General features: G+C 63.1%; 25 protein-coding genes. 19 read left to right on the top strand and 6 right to left on the bottom strand.

All coding sequences use genetic code 11. The features are described 5' to 3' along the window. Positions 1–18: 18 nt before the first annotated feature. The 3 genes from cysD to EDC39_RS08245 form a co-directional block, all read right to left on the bottom strand. Entirely contained in the window at positions 19–912 is an 894-nt protein-coding gene (cysD, locus tag EDC39_RS08255) for a sulfate adenylyltransferase subunit CysD (RefSeq protein WP_246140214.1), read from the bottom strand. A gap of 98 nt (positions 913–1,010) precedes the next feature. Beyond that, entirely contained in the window at positions 1,011–1,739 is a 729-nt protein-coding gene (locus tag EDC39_RS08250; RefSeq protein ID WP_148895903.1) for a phosphoadenylyl-sulfate reductase, read from the bottom strand. A gap of 10 nt (positions 1,740–1,749) precedes the next feature. Then, complete coding sequence (locus EDC39_RS08245; protein ID WP_148895902.1) at positions 1,750–1,971, bottom strand: DUF2061 domain-containing protein; 222 nt, start codon at positions 1,969–1,971, stop codon at positions 1,750–1,752. 311 nt (positions 1,972–2,282) lie between these two features. Here EDC39_RS08245 and EDC39_RS08240 point away from each other — a divergent pair, with 311 nt between their 5' ends. Then, positions 2,283–3,497 carry an ammonium transporter gene (locus tag EDC39_RS08240; RefSeq protein WP_148895901.1) on the top strand — a complete coding sequence of 405 codons (1,215 nt, stop codon included), beginning with the start codon at positions 2,283–2,285 and terminating at the stop codon, positions 3,495–3,497. A gap of 476 nt (positions 3,498–3,973) precedes the next feature. After that, positions 3,974–4,414 (top strand): DUF4019 domain-containing protein, encoded by a 441-nt coding sequence (locus tag EDC39_RS15330; RefSeq protein ID WP_187426714.1) that lies wholly within the window; start codon positions 3,974–3,976, stop codon positions 4,412–4,414. 38 nt (positions 4,415–4,452) lie between these two features. Here the strand turns inward: EDC39_RS15330 and EDC39_RS08230 are convergent, their stop codons facing one another. Then, a complete protein-coding gene (locus EDC39_RS08230; RefSeq protein WP_148895899.1) occupies positions 4,453–4,911 on the bottom strand; it encodes an RrF2 family transcriptional regulator in 459 nt (152 codons plus the stop codon). A gap of 413 nt (positions 4,912–5,324) precedes the next feature. Beyond that, entirely contained in the window at positions 5,325–6,098 is a 774-nt protein-coding gene (locus tag EDC39_RS08225) for a substrate-binding domain-containing protein (protein ID WP_148895898.1), read from the bottom strand. A gap of 188 nt (positions 6,099–6,286) precedes the next feature. Between EDC39_RS08225 and gluQRS the strand changes: the two genes are divergently transcribed. Further along, a complete protein-coding gene (gluQRS, locus tag EDC39_RS08220) occupies positions 6,287–7,213 on the top strand; it encodes a tRNA glutamyl-Q(34) synthetase GluQRS (RefSeq protein ID WP_148895897.1) in 927 nt (308 codons plus the stop codon). Here gluQRS and EDC39_RS08215 read toward each other — a convergent pair whose 3' ends face one another. Beyond that, on the bottom strand, positions 7,214–8,017 hold the full coding sequence (locus EDC39_RS08215) for a hypothetical protein (RefSeq protein ID WP_148895896.1): 804 nt from the start codon (positions 8,015–8,017) through the stop codon (positions 7,214–7,216). 232 nt (positions 8,018–8,249) lie between these two features. On the opposite strand from EDC39_RS08215, the gene EDC39_RS08210 reads away from it, so the two are divergent. The 16 genes from EDC39_RS08210 (at position 8,250) to EDC39_RS08135 (ending at position 21,901) form a co-directional block, all read left to right on the top strand. Continuing rightward, on the top strand, positions 8,250–9,023 hold the full coding sequence (locus EDC39_RS08210) for a hypothetical protein (protein WP_148895895.1): 774 nt from the start codon (positions 8,250–8,252) through the stop codon (positions 9,021–9,023). 456 nt (positions 9,024–9,479) lie between these two features. Further along, positions 9,480–10,727 (top strand): transcription termination factor Rho, encoded by a 1,248-nt coding sequence (gene rho, locus EDC39_RS08205; RefSeq protein WP_148895894.1) that lies wholly within the window; start codon positions 9,480–9,482, stop codon positions 10,725–10,727. A 107-nt stretch (positions 10,728–10,834) separates the two neighbouring features. Further along, positions 10,835–11,038, top strand: coding sequence for a 50S ribosomal protein L31 (rpmE, locus tag EDC39_RS08200; RefSeq protein WP_148895893.1), 204 nt, complete (start codon positions 10,835–10,837; stop codon positions 11,036–11,038). Positions 11,039–11,147: 109 nt separating this feature from the next. Then, complete coding sequence (gene thyX / locus EDC39_RS08195; protein WP_148895892.1) at positions 11,148–11,834, top strand: FAD-dependent thymidylate synthase; 687 nt, start codon at positions 11,148–11,150, stop codon at positions 11,832–11,834. Positions 11,835–11,841: 7 nt separating this feature from the next. Then, positions 11,842–12,909: a peptide chain release factor 1 gene (gene prfA, locus EDC39_RS08190; protein WP_148895891.1), complete on the top strand. Its 1,068-nt coding sequence runs from the start codon at positions 11,842–11,844 to the stop codon at positions 12,907–12,909. Further along, entirely contained in the window at positions 12,910–13,770 is an 861-nt protein-coding gene (gene prmC / locus EDC39_RS08185) for a peptide chain release factor N(5)-glutamine methyltransferase (protein WP_148895890.1), read from the top strand. A gap of 67 nt (positions 13,771–13,837) precedes the next feature. Then, entirely contained in the window at positions 13,838–15,091 is a 1,254-nt protein-coding gene (gene murA / locus EDC39_RS08180; protein WP_148895889.1) for a UDP-N-acetylglucosamine 1-carboxyvinyltransferase, read from the top strand. Positions 15,092–15,185: 94 nt separating this feature from the next. Beyond that, the gene (gene hisG, locus EDC39_RS08175) at positions 15,186–15,848 is read left to right on the top strand and encodes an ATP phosphoribosyltransferase (RefSeq protein ID WP_148895888.1); all 663 of its coding nucleotides are present in this window, start codon (positions 15,186–15,188) and stop codon (positions 15,846–15,848) included. Positions 15,849–15,876: 28 nt separating this feature from the next. Beyond that, a complete protein-coding gene (hisD, locus tag EDC39_RS08170; RefSeq protein WP_148895887.1) occupies positions 15,877–17,169 on the top strand; it encodes a histidinol dehydrogenase in 1,293 nt (430 codons plus the stop codon). A gap of 145 nt (positions 17,170–17,314) precedes the next feature. Beyond that, positions 17,315–17,905: an imidazoleglycerol-phosphate dehydratase HisB gene (gene hisB / locus EDC39_RS08165; RefSeq protein ID WP_148895886.1), complete on the top strand. Its 591-nt coding sequence runs from the start codon at positions 17,315–17,317 to the stop codon at positions 17,903–17,905. 173 nt (positions 17,906–18,078) lie between these two features. Further along, on the top strand, positions 18,079–18,702 hold the full coding sequence (gene hisH / locus EDC39_RS08160; RefSeq protein WP_148895885.1) for an imidazole glycerol phosphate synthase subunit HisH: 624 nt from the start codon (positions 18,079–18,081) through the stop codon (positions 18,700–18,702). A 135-nt stretch (positions 18,703–18,837) separates the two neighbouring features. Then, positions 18,838–19,566 (top strand): 1-(5-phosphoribosyl)-5-[(5-phosphoribosylamino)methylideneamino]imidazole-4-carboxamide isomerase, encoded by a 729-nt coding sequence (gene hisA, locus EDC39_RS08155; RefSeq protein WP_148895884.1) that lies wholly within the window; start codon positions 18,838–18,840, stop codon positions 19,564–19,566. Between the two features lie 132 nt (positions 19,567–19,698). Beyond that, on the top strand, positions 19,699–20,478 hold the full coding sequence (hisF, locus tag EDC39_RS08150) for an imidazole glycerol phosphate synthase subunit HisF (RefSeq protein WP_148895883.1): 780 nt from the start codon (positions 19,699–19,701) through the stop codon (positions 20,476–20,478). Positions 20,479–20,481: 3 nt separating this feature from the next. Continuing rightward, entirely contained in the window at positions 20,482–20,814 is a 333-nt protein-coding gene (locus tag EDC39_RS08145) for a phosphoribosyl-ATP diphosphatase (protein ID WP_148895882.1), read from the top strand. 138 nt (positions 20,815–20,952) lie between these two features. Beyond that, positions 20,953–21,399, top strand: a complete 447-nt coding sequence (locus EDC39_RS08140; RefSeq protein ID WP_148895881.1) for a GatB/YqeY domain-containing protein — start codon at positions 20,953–20,955, stop codon at positions 21,397–21,399. 13 nt (positions 21,400–21,412) lie between these two features. Beyond that, the gene (locus EDC39_RS08135; RefSeq protein ID WP_148895880.1) at positions 21,413–21,901 is read left to right on the top strand and encodes a CvpA family protein; all 489 of its coding nucleotides are present in this window, start codon (positions 21,413–21,415) and stop codon (positions 21,899–21,901) included. Positions 21,902–21,910: the final 9 nt, after the last annotated feature.

The raw sequence follows: 21,910 nt of genomic DNA, 5'->3' as shown, positions 1-21,910 counted from the left end.
CTTCGCCGACACCGTTTTTCAAAAGTATCCTTCCGCCTTCTTCTTCTCCATGGAGCCGGCCTGGTCGTGGTCGATCAGCCTCCCCTGCCGCTCGGAAGTGCGGGTCAGCAGCATCTCGCGGATGATCTCCGGCAACGTGGTGGCCGTCGATTCGATGGCCCCGGTCAGCGGATAGCAGCCCAGGGTGCGGAAGCGCACCATCTTTTTCTGCACCTGCTCGCCGGGAAGCAGCTCGAGCCGGTCGTCGTCGACCATGATCAGCATGCCGTCGCGCTCGACCACCGGCCGCTCGGCGGCAAAGTAGAGCGGCACGATGGGAATGTTCTCCAGGTAGATGTACTGCCAGATGTCAAGCTCGGTCCAGTTGGACAGGGGGAAGACGCGGATGCTCTCTTTCGGCCGCACCCGGGTGTTGTACAGGTTCCACAGCTCGGGCCTCTGGTTCTTCGGATCCCAGCGGTGGTTGGCGCTGCGGAAGGAGAAGATGCGTTCCTTGGCCCGCGACTTCTCCTCGTCCCGGCGGGCGCCGCCGAAGGCGGCGTCGAAACCGTACCTGTCCAGCGCCTGCTTCAGCCCCTCGGTCTTCATCACGTCGGTGTACAGGGCGCTGCCGTGGGTGAAGGGATTGATCCCCTGGGCGACACCCTCCTCGTTGACATGCACGATCAGCTCGAAACCGTGCTCGGCCGCCATCCGGTCGCGAAAGGCGATCATGTCGCGGAACTTCCAGGTGGTGTCGACATGCAGCAGCGGAAAGGGGATCTTTCCCGGGTAGAAGGCCTTGCGGGCCAGGTGCAGCATCACCGAGGAGTCCTTGCCGATCGAGTAGAGCATCACCGGGTTCTCGAACTCGGCGGCGACTTCCCGCATGATGTGAATGCTTTCGGCTTCGAGTTGTTCCAGATGGGTCATGGTTTCTTTTCTCGGACGGTTCTTTTTCGCCCTTATCCAATGGATTGGCTGGTGGTTCGTTTCAGTCTGTTGCGGCCTTCGCTCCCTTGCCCCTTCTTTCACTCTTGGCCGCTTTTCGCCTCCTGACGATGCAGTCCGCATTCCTTGTGTTCCGGGCTTTCCCACCACCAGCGGCCGGCGCGGATATCCTCGCCCTTGGCCACCGCCCGAGTGCAGGGGGCGCAACCGATGCTCGGATAGCCTCGCCGGTGCAGGGGGTGGACGGGAATGCGCCTGCTTTCGGCGTAGTCCCGGACCTGGTCGTGGTTCCAGTCGCACAGCGGATTGATTTTCAGCAGCCCGCCATGGGCACGGTCGATTTCGATCGGATGCAGATCCTGCCGGGTCACGCTCTGCAAGCGGCGCAGCCCCGTCACCCAGCCTGACAGCTCCGCCAGGGCGCGCCGCAAAGGCTCGACCTTGCGCACGGCGCAGCACTGGTGGCGGTTTTCGAGGCTTTCGCGAAAGGAGAACAGCCCTTTGTCCCGCTGCAGCCGTTCGACGGCCTCGGCACGGGGGAAGTACCAGTCGATCTGCAGGTCGTAGCGCTGGGCCACCGATTCGGCGGCGATGTAGGTTTCCTCCGGCAAGCGTCCGGTGTCGATGGCGAAGACGCCGAGTTCAAGTCCGGCCCGGTGCGCCAGATCGATGACGGTGACATCTTCGATGCTGAAGGAACAGGCCAGGGCGACGCGCCCGCCGGCCCGTTCCAGGCCCTGGCGCAAAATCTTTTCGGCGCTGAGAATGTGGTCTTCGTCGATTCGGGCGGCCGTGCTGCTCATGTCCATTCGCCTCTCTTTAGATGTAGTATTCCGGCTGCTTTTCGCGTCCGAAGGGAATTCGGTTCCAGAGTCTTTCGTGGGCGACGTAGATGAAGATTTTCAGGGCGGTGTCCGCCAGGCCGATCTGGGCGGCGAAGGCCAGTTCGCCGGTCAGGGCGAAGGCCAGCGTACCGGTGATCGTGGTGGCGATGAGGCGCCAGGAGATGGCCTTGGCCAGGCTGCGTCGCGTCGATTCCATGGTTTCTGCTCGGGGTCCGATTTTCTTGCGGTTATTTACGATTAAGTTGGTCGGGAATGGAGACTATAAAAACACGCACAACAAGTCAAGAAAAAAATAGCCATCGCGCAAAATAAATAACGGTAATTTAGTGTAGAAAGTGGCTCGTGCCTTTTTTTTAGGCAGCACTGGTTAAAAATAAGGCTGGTGGTGTGTCGTCGCACGGGGAAAAGGCCCGGTTCGGGCCGGATGGACGGCTGGTATGCATATTGTAATGGCTGGTCGCGGTCGACAATGGAGTCGGCAGACAAATTCCGGGAGGTTCAGGACAAATGGAGTCCACTGTTGTTGCGCTTCGTCACGGTGGTGACGTCCTTTTTCTCATGCTGGGTGCGGTCATGGTTTTTGCCATGCACGCCGGCTTCGCCTTTCTCGAAATCGGTTCGGTTCGTCAGAAAAGCCAGGTCAACGGCCTGGTCAAGATTCTCACCGACTGGTCGGTTTCGACCGTTGTCTATTTTCTGATCGGCTATCCGCTCGCTTACGGGGTCAATTTCCTGGCGCCGGCGGGTTCCCTGCTGGGGGACAACAACGGCTACGAGCTGGTGCGCTTCTTCTTTCTGCTCTGCTTTGCCGCCTGCATCCCGGCGATCATCTCCGGCGGCATCGCCGAACGCGCCAAGTTCTGGCCGCAGGTGGCCGCCGGTGGTATCTTCGCCGCGGTTGTCTATCCCCTGTTCGAATCCCTGATCTGGGGGCAGAACAGCAGCGGCCTGCAGGGCTGGCTGGAAAAGACCTTCGGTGCCGGGTTCCACGATTTCGCTGGCAGCGTGGTGGTTCACTCCCTCGGCGGCTGGCTGGCGCTGCCGGCGGTGATCGTCCTCGGGCCGCGTCTCGGTCGCTGGGTGCGCGGCAAGAGCAAGGCGATTCCGATCTCCAACATTCCCTTCCTCTCCCTGGGCAGCTGGATTCTGGCGGTCGGCTGGTTCGGCTTCAATGTCATGAGCGCCCAGAGCCTGGAAGGCATCTCCGGACTGGTGGCGGTCAATTCGCTGTTGGCCATGGTCGGCGGCGTGCTGTTCGCCCTGGTCGCCGGCAAGAATGACCCGGGTTTCGTTCACAATGGCGCCCTGGCCGGGCTGATCGCCATCTGCGCCGGTTCCGATATCGTGCATCCGATCGCCGCGTTCTTCATCGGCGGCATCGGCGCCCTGATCTTCGTCTACGGTTTCGGCTTCGAACAGGAAAAGCTGAAGATCGACGACGTTCTCGGGGTTTGGCCCCTGCACGGCCTGATCGGCAGCTGGGGCGGCATCGCTGCCGGCATCTTCGGTTCGCCCCTCTTTCTCGGCATGGGCGGTGTCAGCTTCATCTCCCAGCTGATCGGCACGGTGATGGCGGCGGCCTACGCGCTGGTGGTCGGGTTCGTCGTCTACGGCGTCATCCAGAAGACGGTCGGGTTCCGGCTGGACGAGGAGGCGGAGTTCCGCGGTCCGGACCTCAGCATCCACCATGTCCATGCCTACCCGGAAGAGGTGGTCAAGTAACGGGGCGGCTGAAATGCCGCCATCTGCTGCGTTGCTCATCCCTTTCGTCATTCCGACGTAGCTGCTGCTACGTCTCATTCCCCAGGGGGTGAGACGCCTTGCATCTGACGACGTTTGAGCCGCCTCGAACCTGTTCAGGTTTGGGGCGGCTCTTTCTGGTGAAAAAATAAGATCTGTCCCTTTTCTTCTCTTGAAAAACGCCGCGCGAAAATGCGGCGTTTTTATATATGGGCCTGTTTGACCGGCACGGTAGGCGGCGGTATAATCTAGTTGAAACGCGCAAGGAACACAGACCTTCACGGAGGCGGGACGCCGCCTCCCTCTTCGCCCTGGATGACTCACCCTCCTGGTCTCCAGGGTGTTTTTTTGCCGGCGGCCGGCATCCCGCCGGGGAAATGGTTGCCCTCGGCCTTTCCAGCCCTTATAGTATCGGCTCGAACAGCGTTCGAAATTCAGTTCGCAACAGGGAGGACGGGATGTCGATTCGACGTCTGGCGATACATACGGTGCTGATTCTGGCGGGACTCGCCATCATTCTCTGGCCGCGGGTCGAGAACAAGATCGATCCGGCCAAGGCGGCGTCGGCGCGGGCCGCGACCGAGCGGTTTCTGGCGATGGTGGATGGCGATCAGTTCGCCGACAGCTGGAACATGAGCGCCGCTTTGATCCGGGACAAGATTCCGCAGGAGAAGTGGGCCGGCAAGCTGAAGCTCTTTCGTGTCCAGTACGGCAAGATGCTGGAGCGCAAGGAGAAGGAGATCCGCTACTCCACCGAGGCGAGCGGCAACAACAAGGGGGAATTCATAACCCTGATTTTCACGGCCGACTATGAACGGCGCAAGGGCGCCGAGGAGACGGTGACCGTCATGCTGGAGGATGACGGCAACTGGCGGGTCGGCGGCTTTTTCGTCGAATAGCCTGCTTTCCGGACTGTCAACCAGACGGACAGGCTTTTTCAGCAGCCTGCCTTTGAATGGCCGCTGGATCGCCCCAGCTTTTCGAGATTTCTGGCTTCGGTTGCGACCAGGTCGGCGAAGGTGTACTTGGCGAGGGTCTGCATCAGCTCGTTGCGGATGTCTTTCCAGGCGCCGTGGGTGGGGCAGAAGGCGTCTCTTTCACAGATTCCTTCCTGGGCGATACAGTGATTGAGATAGAGTGGCCCTTCTTCAGCCCTGACCACGTCGAGCAGGGTAATCTCTTCCGGAGCCTTGATCAGGTAGAAACCGCCACCGACGCCCCGCTGAGAGCCGACGATCCCTTCCTTGATCAGCGGTTGCAGGATCTTGGTCAGAAAGGCCGGGGTGATGTCCTGGGCGGCGCAGATGTCCTTCTTCAGAACGATCTGGCCGCGCGGCTGTTTCGACAGGTGGAGCAGGGCCCGGATGGCGTATTCGGTGGCGCGGGTGATGATCACGGTGAACTCCTTGATGCCTGAATCCGTGAACTCATGCCGGATAGAGAGTGCAAGTGCTTGGCTTGAATGAGCTTGCAAAAATCTGAGGTGCACCCATAGTTCACCGGCGATTTTTGGGAAGCTCAGGCAGGACAATAACTTGTGCTGTCTGCCGGTAATGGAGTTTACGGATTCAGGTTGGTAAACAACCAAAATGACAAATGCGGTTATAAATACTTTTTCCTTGCGGTTTTGTCAATAAGCCGAATCCGGCTCCGGATTTTACTGCCGCAGGGGAGGCTGGATCCTGGTTCGTCCGGGCATGGCTGCCGAGACGGATGGCGGGATTCGGGCAGCAAAAAGGCGGCGCCGTGCGATCGGGCACGGCGCCGCCTTTTTGCTTGATAAGCTGAACAAGAGAGGTTGCGGCAGTCTCAGCCGGCAGGCAGCAGCCCGGCCTGGCGGACCAGCCGCTTCCATTCGTCGCTGGCGGCGTAGGCGCGGGCGGCCCTGACGACGGGATGGTCGGCGTTTTTCAGGTCGTAGGCCAGGCCGAGGCTGACGCCGGAGGAGAACCCTTCCACCCGGAGCTGGTTGTGCTTGCGGAAATTGGGTTGGGCGCCGAAGCCGATGGCCAGCCTGCCGGCCGGGGACATGAGAAATTTGACCACCTGCGGGTCGCGGCGGAAAATCCGGTCGAAGGTCACCTCCCTGAAAAAGGGGAAGTCCCGCTTCAGGGTCGAAAAGAGGGCCTCCGTCGCTTCCCGGCCGACCAGCAGGATCTGGCCGTCGTTGCCGCCGACCTCTTTCCAGTTGGTAATCCGACGGGTGAAGATCTGTTCGATCTGTTTCAGGGTCAGCTGTTGAACGCCGGTCTCCAGTCCGACGGCGAAGGTGATCGGCACCTTGGCCAGAAAGATCTCTTCTTTGCCAATGCCGCGTTCCTTGGTGTTCAGGGGTCTGCCGGTGCGGCCGAAGAGGTAGGTGTCGGACGCCTGGATGCCGCCCCGGTGCTTGATGGACGGGGCGGGGACGGTGAAGCTGTAGTTCCTGCAGGCCGGATCTTTGCCGAAATGCTCGAAGAAGAGCTGCACGATCTTGGTCGAGGGGCCGGCGCCGGAGACAAGTTGTGCTTCGACGGCGCGACCGGCGGTTGGCAGTGCGGTCATAACGAGACCGAGAATCCAGGCTGCAAAGAGTTTTCGCATGATTCCGTCCTCCCTTTCCCGACATCCGGCAATACTTCGTTACCGGTCAGGCGACTCGAGGTTTTGAATCGAGCCATTATACCCGGCTTTACCGCGAAGGCAAAGCCGGGGGGGGGGCGGTGGCATCCGGTTTCAGGCCGTATCCTTCTTGACAGCTGTCGGCGTCGGCGGCATGTTCAATACCCGTTATGACTCGGGAAGACAGAACGACGGAATATGTCGGCCGTTTCGCGCCCAGCCCGACCGGGCCGCTCCATTTCGGTTCCCTGGTGGCGGCGGTGGGCAGTTATTGCCTGGCACGCCAGGCTGGCGGGCGCTGGCTGCTGCGCATGGAGGATCTCGACCGGCCTCGGGTGGTGCCCGGTGCGGCGGACGAGATCCTGCGCGGGCTGGAGACGTGCGGTCTGGAATGGGACGGAGAGGTTCTCTGGCAGAGCCGGCGGGACGAGCGTTACCGCGCGGTGATCGAAGCCCTGCGGCGAAGGGGGCTGGTTTTCGACTGTGGCTGTTCGCGACGCGAGATCCTGGCCAGCGCGCCGCATCCGGGCGAGGAAGGGCCGGTCTATCCCGGAACCTGCCGCTTTGGTCTGCCCGCGGGCCGCAAGCCGCGGGCCCTGCGGCTGCGGGTGCCGGACGAGGTGGTCGGTTTTTGCGACGGTCTGTTCGGACCGCAGGAGCAGCACCTGCTGACGGCGGTGGGCGATTTTGTCCTGAAACGCGCCGACGGCCTGTTCGCCTATCAGCTGGCGGTGGTCGTCGACGACCACGACAGCGGGGTGAACCAGGTGGTGCGCGGCGCCGACCTGCTCGGCTCGACACCCCGGCAGATCTACTTGCATCAGTGCCTGGGGTGGCCGCATCCGCGCTACCTGCATCTGCCGCTGGCGCTGGCGGCGGACGGGCAGAAGCTGAGCAAGCGGCATGGCGCGTTGCCCCTGCGCCCTCGGGCGGCCGGGCGCTGGCTGGCGGCGGCGCTGGAATTTCTCGGCCAGAAGGTGCCGGCGGAGCTGAGGGGAGCTCCGCCGGCCGAGATCCTCGCCTGGGGGGTGGCGCATTTCGCCCGCGAAAGACTGCCCCGCGAGGCGGCGGTGCCCGATCTGCCGGCGGAGGACTGATTACCAGCCGGCCGGCAGGTCGAACAGGGTGGTCAGGCCGGCGCGGACGCCCCAGTCCTCGCTGCGGCTGCGATAGCCGTTGCTGACCCCGAAGTCGAACAGGGCCTGGCCGAAATCGTACTGCAGGCCGACCGTCAGGCTGCCGCGATCGTTGAGGGAATCGTTCAGGTCAAGTCCCTCGATTCCGGCCAGCACCGTGATGCCGCTGGCCTTGAAGGGGACGCTGACGCCCGCCGCATAGTGGAGCTTCTCTTCCTGCTTGCCGGCCGGATTGCCGAGCACGGCGAGGCCGAGGTTGCCGTAGGCGCTGAACAGGGGGAAGTTGCGGGTCGCCAGCAGGTCGACGAAAACGTCGGTTTCGCCGGTGCCAAGGCCGTCATTTTCGCTGGCGGCGGGCAGTTTGGTGGCGAAGCGCAGGCCGATGGCGGGCAGCTGCAGGTCTTCCGGCAGCAGGTTGACCTTGGTGCCGAGCAGCAGGTCGCCGCTGCCGAACTCGCCGTCCTGCCCGGTCTGGTTGACGTGCAGCAGATCGTAGCGGGCCATGACCTCCGCCCGCTTGCCGAGGCCGAGGCGCAGTTCCATTTCGGGAACCGAGATCTGGGTGCGGTCGGTTCCTTCCCGCTGGAAGAGAAGGGGAGCGTCCTCGAGATAGGCGACACCGAGCCGGAAACTTCCCTTGCCGGCGCCGAGGGTGACGGCGTCTTCGAGGCCGGTCGGCTGCAGGCTGGCGGCAGCGGCCTGGCCTGTCCACAGGGTCGAGAAGATGAACATGGCGATGAGAATGATGAGTCGTTTCGGTAGCATGGGATCCTCCCTGAATCGATTGAGATGGATGACAGTCGCGCTGACGGTCGCGACCTAGCATCGGTTCTTGCCGGCGGTCTGTCAAGGGGGTGGTCCGCCCTGTTCCGAAAAGAGCTGGGCCGATCCGTCGGTTGCGGGTTATAATCGACGAACACGTGGGAAAACCCTCGCGTCCGGCACGGTTCTGAACGGGCGAGAAGTCGTCCGCCCACAACCTTTTCGGAGGGCTGTCATGCGTCTGTTGCTGGTTTCTCTGCTGCTTCTTGCCGTCACTGCCTGCAGCGGCGGCCGTTTCCATCTGGCCAGGGACGAGTACAGCGCCCGGGTCAAGACCCTGGGCGTGGTTCCGATTCTGGTCGACGCCGGATCCTTCAGCCATCCGCAGAGCGCTGAGCTGGTGGCGCTGCTGCAAAAACACAACCGCGGCAAGGCGGCCGTTCTGGTCGAAAAGCTGCGCAGCAAAGAGCGCTATTTCGACGTGCGGCTGGTCGAGGGCGATCCGGCCTCCCTTTTCCGCCGTCTTGTCGCCGGTAGCCGTCTGACCGGGGACGGAGGACGGTTCTACCGTGACTATTCTTTCAGCGCGCAGGGCGTGTCCGAGGTGGCGGCCGATTATGTGGTCGACGGTCTGCTGGTGGTGATTCAGAGCGGCATCGAGCGGGTGGAAACCCGTCGCGACCGCATCCCGGTCAACTATCTTGAGGCTCCCTACCAGTCGGTGCAGGTTCGGGCGGTGGTGGTGCTGCCGGACGGGACCCTCGCCTGGGACTACCCGGCGCAAGGAAGCGCGACCTTTCTCGATCTGCAATACCCCGATTTCGACGAGGCCTACTACAATCGGACCGACCGGGTGAAGATCAAATTCGTCACTCTGGACGGTCTCGATCGGGCTCTCGGAGAGGTCGATGCCGGAGTCTTCGGGTCGCAGAAACTGCCGAAGCCTTACGCCGATCTCTTTGACAGCCTGACCGGCGGGTTGGCGCCGCTGCTCGGCGGTCTGCTCTAGCGACCGTCCGTTCGGACGGTGTTTTTCTCCGTTATGCGGAGGGGGAAAGCTATTTTTCGTTGACATCGGTGGGAGGGCGGAGTAAATAGGCTCTGTTGTCTGCGGTTGTCCTGCCGGCCCGACATTTCCGAATTCCGACTTGTTGAAACACGCGAAAACAAGGCATACATCGTTGTCTGAATATAATTGATCCCCGTGACTTGTCTGATGCGGGACGGTTGCTATACTGGAACGGCACGTGTCCGCGGCGACCTCCCTGCCTGTTGAGCTGCTGAAAAAATCTTATACCTTTCCCAGAACAAAGCCGAATAGCCGAATAGAAGATACTGACGATTCCGGAGTGGATATCAGTCCCATCAATCAATGCATGACCTGCCAGAAATGTTCCCTGGCGCCGGCTGTCTTTGCGGCCGGTTCCGTGGGGATCAGTGCTGACCGACGGCTGTGAGGAGCCCCATGAATCTCAAGGAACTGAAAGAAAAGAAAATCACCGAACTCAATGCCATCGCCAAGGAGCTGAAGATCGAGGGCGCTTCCGGCATGCGCAAGCAGGATCTGATCTTCGCCATCCTCAATTCGACAGCGGAGAAGAACGGAGCCATCTATGGCGAAGGGGTCCTGGAAATTCTGCCGGATGGATTCGGCTTTCTTCGCGCTCCGGATGCCAACTACCTGCCCGGCCCGGATGACATCTACGTCTCGCCCTCGCAGATCCGCCGCTTCAACCTTCGTACCGGCGATACCGTCTCCGGCCAGATCCGCCCCCCCAAGGAAGGGGAGCGCTATTTCGCCCTGCTCAAGGTCTCGGAAGTCAATTTCGAGGATCCGCAGGTCGCCCGCGACAAGACCCTGTTCGACAACCTGACCCCCCTCTATCCGGAGGATCGGATCATCCTGGAAACCACCAGCGACAACATGTCGGCCCGGGTCATCGATCTGGTTTCGCCCATCGGCAAGGGGCAGCGCGGTCTCATCGTCGCTCCTCCGCGCACCGGCAAGACCATGCTGCTGCAGAACATCGCCAATTCGATCACCAGCAACCATCCGGAGGTCTACCTCATCGTGCTGCTGATCGATGAGCGCCCGGAAGAGGTGACCGACATGCAGCGCAGCGTCAATGGAGAGGTCATCTCCTCGACTTTCGACGAGCCGGCCACCCGCCACGTGCAGGTTGCCGAAATGGTCATCGAGAAGGCCCGGCGCCTGGTCGAGCACAAGCGCGACGTGGTGATCCTGCTCGATTCGATCACCCGCCTGGCGCGGGCCTACAACACGGTGCAGCCGCCGTCCGGCAAGATTCTCTCCGGCGGGGTCGACTCCAACGCCCTGCACAAGCCGAAGCGGTTTTTCGGCGCCGCCCGCAACATCGAGGAGGGCGGCAGCCTGACCATCATCGCCACCGCGCTGATTGATACCGGCAGCAAGATGGACGAGGTCATCTTCGAGGAGTTCAAGGGAACCGGCAACATGGAGCTGCACCTTGACCGGCGGCTGATGGACAAGCGTACCTTCCCCTGCATCGACATCAACAAGTCCGGCACCCGCCGCGAGGAGCTGCTGGTGGACCAGGCGACCCTGCAGCGCGTCTGGCTGCTGCGCAAGGTGCTCTCGACCATGAACGTGGTCGACAGCATGGAGTTTCTGCTCGACAAGCTCGGCGAAACCGACAGCAACCAGGAGTTTCTCGACAACATGAACCAGTAACGGCAACGAGGGGCTTGCAAATCGGCGGCAAAAGTGCTAGTTACTTCCTTTCGCCCGTAGCGGCGTGAATCTCGGCCTGTAACAGGACCAGGCGCAAGGAGTCAGACATGAAAGAAGGTATCCATCCCAAATACGAACCGGTGACCGTCAAGTGTCACTGCGGCAACACCTTCGAGACCCGGTCGACCAAGGGGGGCGACATCACCACCGAAATCTGCTCGGCCTGTCATCCCTTCTTCACCGGCAAGCAGAAGCTGGTCGACACCGCCGGCCGGATCGAGCGGTTCCGCAAGAAGTACGGCCAGAAATAAGCAACGAGAAACGGCCCGGCGGGCCGTTTCTTTTTTTCGGCATCCCGGCGTGTCCATGTCGGTCCGTAGTCGAGTCCGGTGGGCGTGCCGACACGGAGCCCCGCTTTTTATGCGTGTTCAGTTGTTGACCTATACCCCGTATCCTGAACGGGCCTGTGCTGCCGCCGCCCGCCTCTGCTATTCGGCCGCGGACATCGACCAGCTGATGGCCCGCGACGAGGCCGAGCAGGCGGCACTGCTGCGCAAGATTGTCGGCCTCGGGCATTTTTCCGTTCTCGAGCACGCATCCTTCACCTTTGGCATCGAGGGGATCAGCCGGGCCTGTTCGCACCAGCTGGTGCGGCACCGCATCGCCTCTTTTTCTCAGCAGAGCCAGCGCTACGTCGCCAGCCACGAAGGATTCGAGCGGGTGATTCCCGAATCGGTCGCCGCCGATCCCGAATGCCGGGCGCTGTTCGAGGATTTCATGGCCGAGGCCGGCCGGGTCTATGCCCGCCTGCTGGAGCGCGGCATCCCCGCCGAGGATGCCCGCTTCGTGCTGCCCAACGCCGCCGCCACCAAGCTGCTGTTGACCATGAACGCGCGCGAGCTGCGGCATTTCTTTCATCTGCGCTGCTGCCGGCGGGCCCAGTGGGAAATCCGCGCCCTGGCCACCGAGATGCTGCGGCTGGTCCGCCGGGTGGCGCCGGTCATTTTCGGTGACGCCGGCCCCGGCTGCCTGACCGGCCCCTGTCCGGAAGGGGCCATGACCTGTGGCGCGATCAAGGATGTGCGCGACGAATTCGCCAAACTCTAGGTAGGGCATGTTTCAAAAGCTGGACGAAGTCGAAGACCGTTTTCGCGAGGTCGAGGGACTGCTGGCCGATCCCGGAGTGATGGCCGATCAGAAGCGCTACCTGGCACTGACCCGGGAACACGCCGAGCTGGCCGAGATCGTCGCCGCCTACGCTCGCTACAAGAAGGTTCTGGAAGAGCTGGAAGGAAACCGCGAGCTGCTGCGGGACGAGGACCCCGATCTGCGGGAGATGGCCCGCGAGGAGATCCCGGCTCTCGAGGCCGAGAAGGAGTCGTTGGCCGAACGGCTGAAGCTGCTGCTGCTGCCCAAGGACCCCAACGACGACAAGAATGTCATCCTGGAGATCCGGGCCGGCACCGGCGGCGACGAGGCCGCCCTGTTCGCCGGCGATCTGTTCCGGATGTACAGCCGCTACGCAGAGCGCATGGGCTGGAAGGTCGAGCTGCTGAGCGCCTCGGAGTCGGATATCGGTGGCTTCAAGGAAGTGGTGGCGCTGATCAGTGGCGACCGGGTCTTCTCCCGGCTCAAGTTCGAGCGGGGAACCCATCGGGTGCAGCGGGTTCCCGAAACCGAGGCTCAGGGACGCATTCATACCTCGGCCTGCACCGTCGCCGTGCTGCCGGAGGCGGAGGACGTCGACATCGAGATCAATCCCGCCGATCTGCGCATCGACCTGTTCCGCGCTTCGGGCGCCGGCGGCCAGCACGTCAACAAGACCGAATCGGCGGTTCGCATCACTCACCTGCCCACCGGCCTGGTCGTCTCCTGCCAGGACGAGAAATCCCAGCACAAGAACCGGGCCAAGGCGATGAAAGTGCTGCAGGCGCGGCTCTACGACCAGATGCAGGCCGAACAGCAGGCCAGGCAGGCGGCAGACCGCAAGTCGCAGGTCGGCAGCGGCGACCGCAGCGAACGGATCCGGACCTACAATTTTCCCCAGGGGCGATGCACCGACCACCGCATCGGCCTGACCCTCTACAAGCTCGACCAGATCATGCAGGGGGAGCTGGACGAGGTGATCGACGCCCTGGTCACCCATCACCAGGCCGAGCTGCTGGCCGGGCAGGAGGGCTGATTGGCCGAGGTCTGGACCCTGTTGCGTGTGCTGCAGTGGACCGCGGAGCACCTGCGGAGCAAGGGCGTCGACAACGGCCGTCTCGACGCCGAACTGATGCTGGCCGATCTGCTCGATCTCGACCGGGTCGGGCTCTACCTCAACTTCGACCGGCCGCTGCAGGCGGACGAGCTGGCCCGGTTTCGCGAGCGGGTGAAACGGCGGGCGGCGCGCGAGCCGCTGCAGTACATCCTCGGTCGGGCCGAATTCTGGTCGCTGACCCTCCATGTCGAACCGGGTGTACTGATACCGCGGCCCGACACCGAGGTGCTGGTCGAGGAGGCCCTGAAGCGGATGCCGCAAGAAGCGGCCGCGCTGCTCGATGTCGGCACCGGCAGCGGCTGCATCGCCCTGGCCCTGCTGCATGAGCGGAGCGACTGGCGGGCGCTGGGTGTCGACCTGTCGCCGGCGGCCCTCCGGGTCGCCCGGTGCAATGCCGAGGAGCTCGGGCTGTCGGAGCGTTTCGAGCTTCGGCGGGGACGTCTCGAAGAACTGCCGGCCGGACCCTGGCCGCTGATTGTCAGCAATCCGCCCTACATTCCGCGGGCTGATCTGGCCGGGTTGATGCCCGAAGTCAGGGATTTCGAACCGGTCGGAGCCCTCGACGGCGGTCCCGACGGTCTTGACGCCTACCGGGCCCTGACCCGGCAGACCGACCGGCTGACTGCCGGCGGCTGGCTGCTGGTTGAGGTCGGCATCGGCCAGGCCGAAGCGGTGCGAGAGCTGTTCGCCGAAGCCGGCCTGACTGAGCTGTTCATCCGCGACGACTATGCCGGCGTGCCGCGCGTCGTCGGCGGGCGGCACGCCGGATCGGCAGATTGAGGAACTGAGAGAAGGAAGGCGGTTATGTCCGGTGCCCGGTGCCCGGCGCCCAACGCCTGATTTGTTTATGGACCAGATCGAAATCAGGGGTGGACAGAGGCTGTGCGGCGAGATCGACGTCAGCGGTGCCAAGAACGCGGCGCTGCCGTTGCTCTTTGCCACCCTGCTGGCTTCGGGGGAGAGCCGCCTGGACAACGTGCCGCGGCTGCGCGACTGCGATACCGTCGAGCGGCTGCTCGCCATCTTCGGCGCCCGCGTCGACCGCAATAACGGCACCTTTCGCGTCGACACCCGCGACCTGGCCTCGATCGAGGCCCCCTACGAGCTGGTGCGCACCATGCGCGCCTCGGTTCTGGCTCTTGGACCGCTGACCGCCCGCTTCGGCCGGGCGCGGGTCTCCCTGCCGGGGGGATGCGCCATCGGCGCCCGCCCCATCGATTTGCACCTGAAGGGTCTTGCGGCCATGGGCGCCGAGATAGACCTCGACCAGGGGTATGTCGAAACCCGCGCCAAGCGGTTGGTTGGCGCCCGCATCTATCTCGATCTGCCGACGGTGACCGGTACCGAAAACCTGATGATGGCTGCCGCGCTGGCCCGGGGGGAAACAGTGCTGGAGAACGCCGCCCGCGAACCGGAGATCGTCGACCTGGCCGAAGCGCTCAACAAGATGGGAGCCCTGGTCGAGGGGGCCGGCAGCGACACCATCCATATCCAGGGGGCGGACGATCTGGCTCCCTACGAGCACGCCACCATGCCCGACCGCATCGAGGCCGGCACCTTTCTGGTCGCCGGCGCCATCACCGGCGGCGACGTGCTGGTGCGCGGGGCGCGGCCGGAACATCTCGAGGCCCTGCTGGCCAAGCTGCGCGAGGCCGGGGCGCGGATCACCGAGGAGGAATCGGGCATCCGCGTCCGGGGACCGAAGCGACCGCGGCCGGTTTCGATCGTCACCAGTCCCCACCCGGGATTCCCGACCGACATGCAGGCCCAGTTCATGGCCCTGATGTGCCTGGCCGACGGCAGCAGCCTGATCAGCGAGCATGTCTTCGAAAACCGCTTCATGCATGTCTGCGAACTGCAGCGCATGGGCGCCGACATCAGCATCGCCGGCCACACGGCGACGGTGCGGGGAGTCAATGCCCTCAAGGGGGCGCCGGTGATGGCCACCGACCTGCGGGCCAGCGCCTCGCTGGTGCTGGCCGGCCTGGCGGCCGAGGGGGTGACGACCATCTCCCGCATCTACCATCTTGACCGCGGCTACGAGCATATCGAGGAGAAGCTGGCCGGACTGGGGGCGCAGATCCGCCGGCTGCGGGAGTAGTCCGGGCGGCTTGCCGCCGTCCCGTTTGCCAACACGACCGCTTTCGCGTTAGATTAGGCACCCTGGTACGAGAGTCCGGCCCGAACGGAGGAACATGAGCGACTGGATCACCTTTGCCCTGCCCAAGGGACGCATCATGCAGGACAGCATGGAGCTGTTCGCCCGCATCGGCATTACCTGTCCGGAGATGGAGGGCGAAAGCCGCAAGCTGGTCTTCGAAAACCCGGAGCAGAAGTACCGCTTCATGGCGGTGCGGGCCACCGACGTGCCGACCTACGTCGAGTACGGCTGCGCCGATCTGGGGGTGGTCGGCAAGGACACCCTGCTGGAGCAGGGGAAGGACCTGTACGAGCCGCTCGACCTGAAGTTCGGCTATTGCCGGTTGGTGGTCGCCGAGCCCAAGGCCCTGCGCCGGGACGACGATCCGGCCTGCTGGTCGAACATCCGGGTCGCCACCAAGTATCCGAACATCACCGAGCGTTATTTCGCCGCCCGTGGCATCCAGGTCGAGATCATCAAGCTCTACGGATCGATTGAGCTGGCACCCCTGGTCGGGCTTGCCGAGCGGATTGTCGATCTGGTTTCGACCGGGGGCACCCTCAGAGCCAACGACATGGTCGAGGTGGAAACCATCGCCGAAATCACCAGCCGGCTCATCGTCAACCGGGCCAGCCTGAAGACCAAGCACCGGCGGATCAGCCGGATCCTCGCCGATCTGGAGCAGGTGATCGACGACGAGGTTCGCATTTCCCGTTAGCGTTCGCATTACGGACAGGAGCCGACGTATGCGCATACTGACATTGTCCGACAGCGATTTTGCAGCCACCTTCGCCGCCATCGAAAACCGGGGGGACGAGGTCCCCGTCGGGGTCGAGGAGACGGTCCGTTCGATCCTCGATGAGGTGCGCAAACGGGGCGATGCCGCCCTGTCGGAGCTGACTGAGCGTTTCGACCGGGTGCGCCTCGATGAGGTCGGCATCGAGGTGACGGCGCAGGAGATCGAGCGGGCTTGCGCGCAGGTCGATGCCATCGCCATGGCCGATCTGGAGCTGGCCGCCGAACGGATTGCCAACTATCACCGCAAGCAGAAACAGGAAACCTGGCTTTCGACCGACGAGACCGACATCATGGTCGGCCAGATGGTGCGACCGCTCGACCGGGTAGGCATCTATGTTCCCGGCGGCAAGGCGGCCTATCCCTCGTCGGTGCTGATGAACGCGGTGCCGGCGAAGGTGGCCGGCGTCGGCGAGGTGATCATGACCGTGCCGATGCCGGACGGCGTAGCCAATCCGCATGTGCTTGCGGCGGCGAAAATCGCCGGCGTCGACCGCATCTTCCGCATCGGCGGCGCCCAGGCGGTGGCGGCGTTGGCCTACGGAACCGAGAGTGTTCCCCGCGTCGACAAGATCACCGGTCCTGGCAATATCTATGTCGCCACCGCCAAGAAACTGGTGTTCGGCCAGGTCGATATCGACATGATCGCCGGGCCGAGCGAGATCCTGGTGATCAACGACGGCAGTGGCGAAGCCGCCCATATAGCCGCCGACCTGCTCAGCCAGGCCGAGCACGACGAACTGGCGTCGGCGGTGCTGGTGACCACCAGCCGCATGATGGCCGAGGCGGTGGCCGCCGAGGTGGAACGGCAGCTGGTGCAGCTGTCGCGGCAGGTGATCGCCCGACAATCGATCGACAATTACGGCGCCATCATCCTCGCCCGCGATCTGGCCGAGGCGGCTGAATTCTCCAACCGCATTGCGCCGGAGCACCTGGAACTGGCGGTGGCCGACCCCTTCGGCCTGCTGCCGCTGATTCGCCATGCCGGCGCCATCTTCCTCGGCCACCATACGCCGGAGGCGGCCGGCGATTATCTGGCCGGACCGAACCACACCCTGCCGACCGGCGGCACGGCGCGTTTCTTCTCGCCGCTGTCGCTGGACGATTTCGTCAAGAAATCGAGCATCATCTCCTTCTCGAAAGCGGGGCTGGAACGCCTCGGCGGTGCCATCGAGCGGCTCGCCACCCTCGAGGGGCTGGAGGCGCACGCGAAATCGGTGTCGAAACGGCTGGAGAAGAGCTAGGACCGTCTCGCGCCCGCTCGCGTTGCTCGCTCAAGACGCAGAGGCGCAGAGAAGGCATGCGATTCCTTTATTTTGCTCTGCGTCTTTGTGTCTCTGCGCGAGGCGCCTATGATCATTGGCTGTTGGCTGTCCAGGAGACTTGACCATGTCACGGACCGCGAAAATCGACCGCAAGACCCTTGAGACCGAAATTCGCATCGAGCTTGTTCTCGACGGCCGGGGTGAACATGCCGTCGACACCGGGGTGCCCTTTTTCGACCACATGCTGGTGCAGATTGCCCGTCACGGCTTTTTCGATCTGCAGGTGGCGGCCAGGGGCGACCTGGAGATCGACGCCCACCACACGGTGGAGGATGTCGGCATCGCCCTGGGCGAGGCCTTCAAGCAGGCGCTCGGCAACAAGGCCGGTATCCGTCGCTACGGGCGCGGCACCATGCCGATGCATGAGGCGCTGGCCTCGGTGATCCTCGACTTTTCCGGACGGCCGCACCTGGTGTTCAATGTCGCCATCCCCAAGGCGCAGATCGGCAATTTTGAAACCGAACTGGTCGAGGAGTTCTTTACGGCTTTCTGCAACCACGGCGGGGTCAATGTGCATGTCAATCTTGCCTACGGCGACAACCTGCATCACATCATCGAGGCGATCTTCAAGGCCTTCGCCCGAGCCCTGGACGAGGCCTGCAGCCTCGACCCGCGCATCGACGGGGTGCTGTCGAGCAAGGGAAAACTTGAATAGGGAGTTCCGACTTCCTGGGTGGAAAAATTTCGCGAACGTTGAGAGGTGAGGCGGAGCAAAAAGTTCAGCTGCAAGGCTTGCGCAGGGTTGAGGTCTGAGGCGCTGTAAACTGCGTCAAAGATCGAAACCCAAGCGTAAAGCAGATGGGCCTTTTTCATCCGCCGTCGGACTGAATGATTACCATTATCGACTATGAAGTAGGCAACCTGCGCAGCGTCGCCAAGGCCTTTGAAAAGCTCGGTTTCGCGGCGCGGGTCAGCGCCGATCCCCGGGATATCGAAAACGCCGACAAGGTGGTGCTGCCGGGAGTCGGGGCCTTTCGCGACTGTATCGACCGGCTGCGTGACGGCGGTTTTGTCGAGCCGTTGCTGGCGCACGTCGCCGCTGGCAGGCCGCTGCTCGGCATCTGCGTCGGCATGCAGCTGCTGTTCGACGAAAGCGAGGAGTTCGGCCGCCACCGGGGGCTGGGCCTGATTCCGGGCAAGGTGCTGCGCTTTCCGGCCGGCATGGAGGAAGGCGGCGAGCGTCTCAAGGTGCCGCACATGGGCTGGAACGCCGTGAGCCTGAAACGTCCGTCGCCCCTGTGGCACGGCATCGAGGATGGCAGCTACCTCTATTTCGTTCACTCCTACTACTGCGATGCGGACAGCGACGCCGACGTGGCGGCGACCTGCCGCTACGGCGATATCGAGTTCTGCGCCTCCGTCTGGCGGGACAACATCTTTGCCACCCAGTTTCATCCGGAGAAGAGCCAGACCGTGGGATTGCGGATTTTCCGGAATTTCGGGGAGCTTTGATGGGGCTGCCATAAAGGCGCCGGAAACACCAGGAAACCTGTTTTGCCGCAGAGGGGCAGAGTCCGCTGAGAAAAACGAATTTCCAGAGGTCGACATTTCTCCTCTGCGTTGAGAATTTAAATAGAAAGGTCAACCATGCTGGTCATACCCGCCATCGATCTGAAGGAAGGCCGCTGCGTCCGTCTGGAGCAGGGGCTGATGGAGAAGGATACGGTCTACAGCGACGATCCCGCCGCCCAGGCGCGTACCTGGCAGGAGCAGGGGGGGGAGCTGCTGCACATCGTCGATCTCGACGGCGCCTTCGCCGGAAAGCCGAAGAACCGGACGGCGATCGAGGCGATCGTGGCGGCGATCGACATTCCGACCGAACTCGGCGGCGGCATCCGCGACCTGGCGACCATCGAGGCCTATCTCGAACTCGGCATCGACCGGGTGATTCTCGGCACCGTCGCCAAGGAGAACCCGGCGCTGGTCGCCGAGGCCTGCCGGAAGTTTCCCGGCCACATTGTGGTCGGCATCGATGCCAAGGACGGTCTGGTGGCGGTGCGCGGCTGGGCCGATGTGACCGAAAAAAAAGCCACTGAGATGGCCAAGGAGATGGAGGGTTTCGGGGTCGAGGCAATCATCTACACTGACATCGCCCGCGACGGCATGATGCAGGGTCCGAACATCGAAGCGACCCGGGCTCTGGCCGAGGCGATCAGCATCCCGGTCATCGCTTCCGGCGGGCTCTCCAGTCTCGACGACATCCGCCGGCTGATGGCCATCGAAGTCTCCGGGGTGACCGGCGTGATCACCGGCAAGGCGATCTATTCCGGGGCGATCGACCTGCGCGAGGCGGTGGCGTTGACCAAACAGAATTAAATTAGCCACCAAGACACGAAGGACACCAAGAGAAACCTTCGAACAAGATTTTTTTAAGTGTCCAAAACCAGAACTGGCTTTTGAATTTCTTGGAGTTCTTGGTGTCTTGGTGGCCCAGAAGGTTTTAGACTTATGCTGACCAAACGCATCATTCCCTGTCTCGACGTCAAGGACGGCCGGGTGGTCAAGGGGGTTCAGTTCGTCGGCCTGCGCGACGCCGGTGATCCGGTGGAGGCGGCCGAGGCCTACGACGCCCAGGGGGCGGACGAGCTGACCTTCCTCGATATCACCGCCTCGTCGGACAATCGCAGCATCATTCTCGACGTGGTCCGGCGCACCGCCGAGCGGGTTTTCATGCCACTGACCGTCGGCGGCGGGGTGCGGACCTGCGAAGACATCCGCAACCTGCTCAACGCCGGGGCGGACAAGGTTTCGATCAATACCGCGGCGGTGTTCAATCCCGATTTTGTGCGCGAGGCGGCCGAGCGCTTCGGCTCCCAGTGCACGGTGGTGGCCATCGATGCCCGCCGGGTACCGGACTCCGATCCGCAGCGCTGGGAGGTCTACACCCACGGTGGCCGCAAGCCGACCGGCATCGACGCCGTCGAGTGGGCGGTGAAGATGGAGGAGTACGGCAGCGGCGAAATCCTGCTCACCTCGATGGACTGCGACGGCACCAAAGACGGTTACGACATCGCCCTGACCCGGGCGGTCAGTGACGCGGTCGACATTCCGGTGATCGCCTCGGGCGGAGTCGGCAACCTGGAGCATATCCGCGAAGGTCTGGTCGAGGGCGGCGCTTCGGCGGCCTTGGCGGCGAGCATCTTCCATTTTCGCGAATACACCATCGGCGAGTGCAAGGAATATCTGCGCCGGCACGGCGTGCCGGTGCGTCCCCACAGCGGAGTTTGAACCATGCGGAATCCCTCCGAAACCGACATCCTGACAGCCATCTACCAGGTCATCCAGGATCGCAAGCGCAACCCCTCGGAAAAATCCTACGTTGCTTCCCTCTACGCCAAGGGGCTCGACAAGATTCTCGGCAAGATCGGCGAAGAGGCGACGGAAACGGCCGTCGCCGGCAAGGGGGGAGATCGGGACGAGATCGTCTATGAAGTGGCCGATCTTTTTTTTCATGTCCTGGTCCTGTTGGGGCATTACGACATCGAGCCCGAGCGGGTCTATGCCGAACTGCGGCGCCGGTTTGGCGTCTCCGGACTGGAGGAGAAGGCGAGTCGCTCTTCCTGAGGCGGCAGGCGGCAAAAAAGTTCTTGCCGGTTTTTTCATTTGGTCATAACATGTAATATTCATTACGATGGGCGCCTGATGTTCAGGACGCCCTCTTTGCGTTTCTAGCTTCTGTTTACGCTGGAAAGGATTCATGCCATGAACTTGCAAGACAGACTGACCCAGGCGATGAAAGAGGCCATGAAGGCCAAGGACAGCCTGCGGCTGAATACCATTCGCGGCGTTCGCACCGCGATCAAAAACAAGGAGATAGAGACGGGCAACCCCCTCGATGACGACGCCGTTATCGGGGTGATTTCGTCCCTGGCCAAGCAGCGGCGGGAGTCGGCCGCCGCCTATGCCGAGGGGGGGCGGCCGGAACTGGCGGCCAAGGAGGAGGCCGAGCTGCAGGTGCTGCAGGAATTTCTTCCCGCCCAGCTGAGCGAGGAGGAGCTTAAGGCACTGATCGCCGAGACGGCGGCGGCTGTCGGCGCCCAGGGACCGAAGGACATGGGGCGGGTGATGAAGGAGCTGACGCCGAAAACCCGCGGCCGAGCCGACGGCAAGCTGGTCAGCGAACTGGTCCGGGCGCATCTGGCCGGCTGAGGTTTGGGGCCGGATGAACCTGGTCGATATCCTCATCCTGGTCGTTCTGCTGTTTTTTCTGGTCAAGGGCGCCTTGCGCGGGCTGCTGCGAGAGGTCTGTTCGTTGATCGGGCTGCTGCTGGGCGGCTTTCTCGCCTTTCGCTACCAGGGGCCGCTGGCCGAGACGATCATGGATGTTCTCGACTGGCCGGCCCAGGTTTGCGTGGTCATAGCCTTTCTGCTGTTGTTCTTCTCCTGCGTCGCCCTGTTTGCGGTGCTGGGATTTCTGCTCTCACGGTTCGTCAAGATGGTTTTTCTCGGCGGACTGAACCGGGTGACGGGGGCTTTTTTCGGGCTGGTGCAGGGGGTGTTGCTGCTGGCGATCATCATGTTCGCGCTCAGCCTGCGGCCCCTGCCGTGGGGATTGACGCCGGTGTTCAAGGCCTCCCAGCTGGCCCCGCCGCTGGTGACGCTCGGCGAGGCTACCATGCGCGGCAGCCGGGCCCTGCTGCAGAAGGGGTAGGATCCCGGA

This window comes from Geothermobacter ehrlichii (genome assembly GCF_008124615.1).
Classification (GTDB): Bacteria; Desulfobacterota; Desulfuromonadia; order Desulfuromonadales; family Geothermobacteraceae; genus Geothermobacter; species Geothermobacter ehrlichii.
Note: the sequence above shows the minus strand (reverse complement) of the source record. Positions and strands in the feature narration are given on the sequence as shown.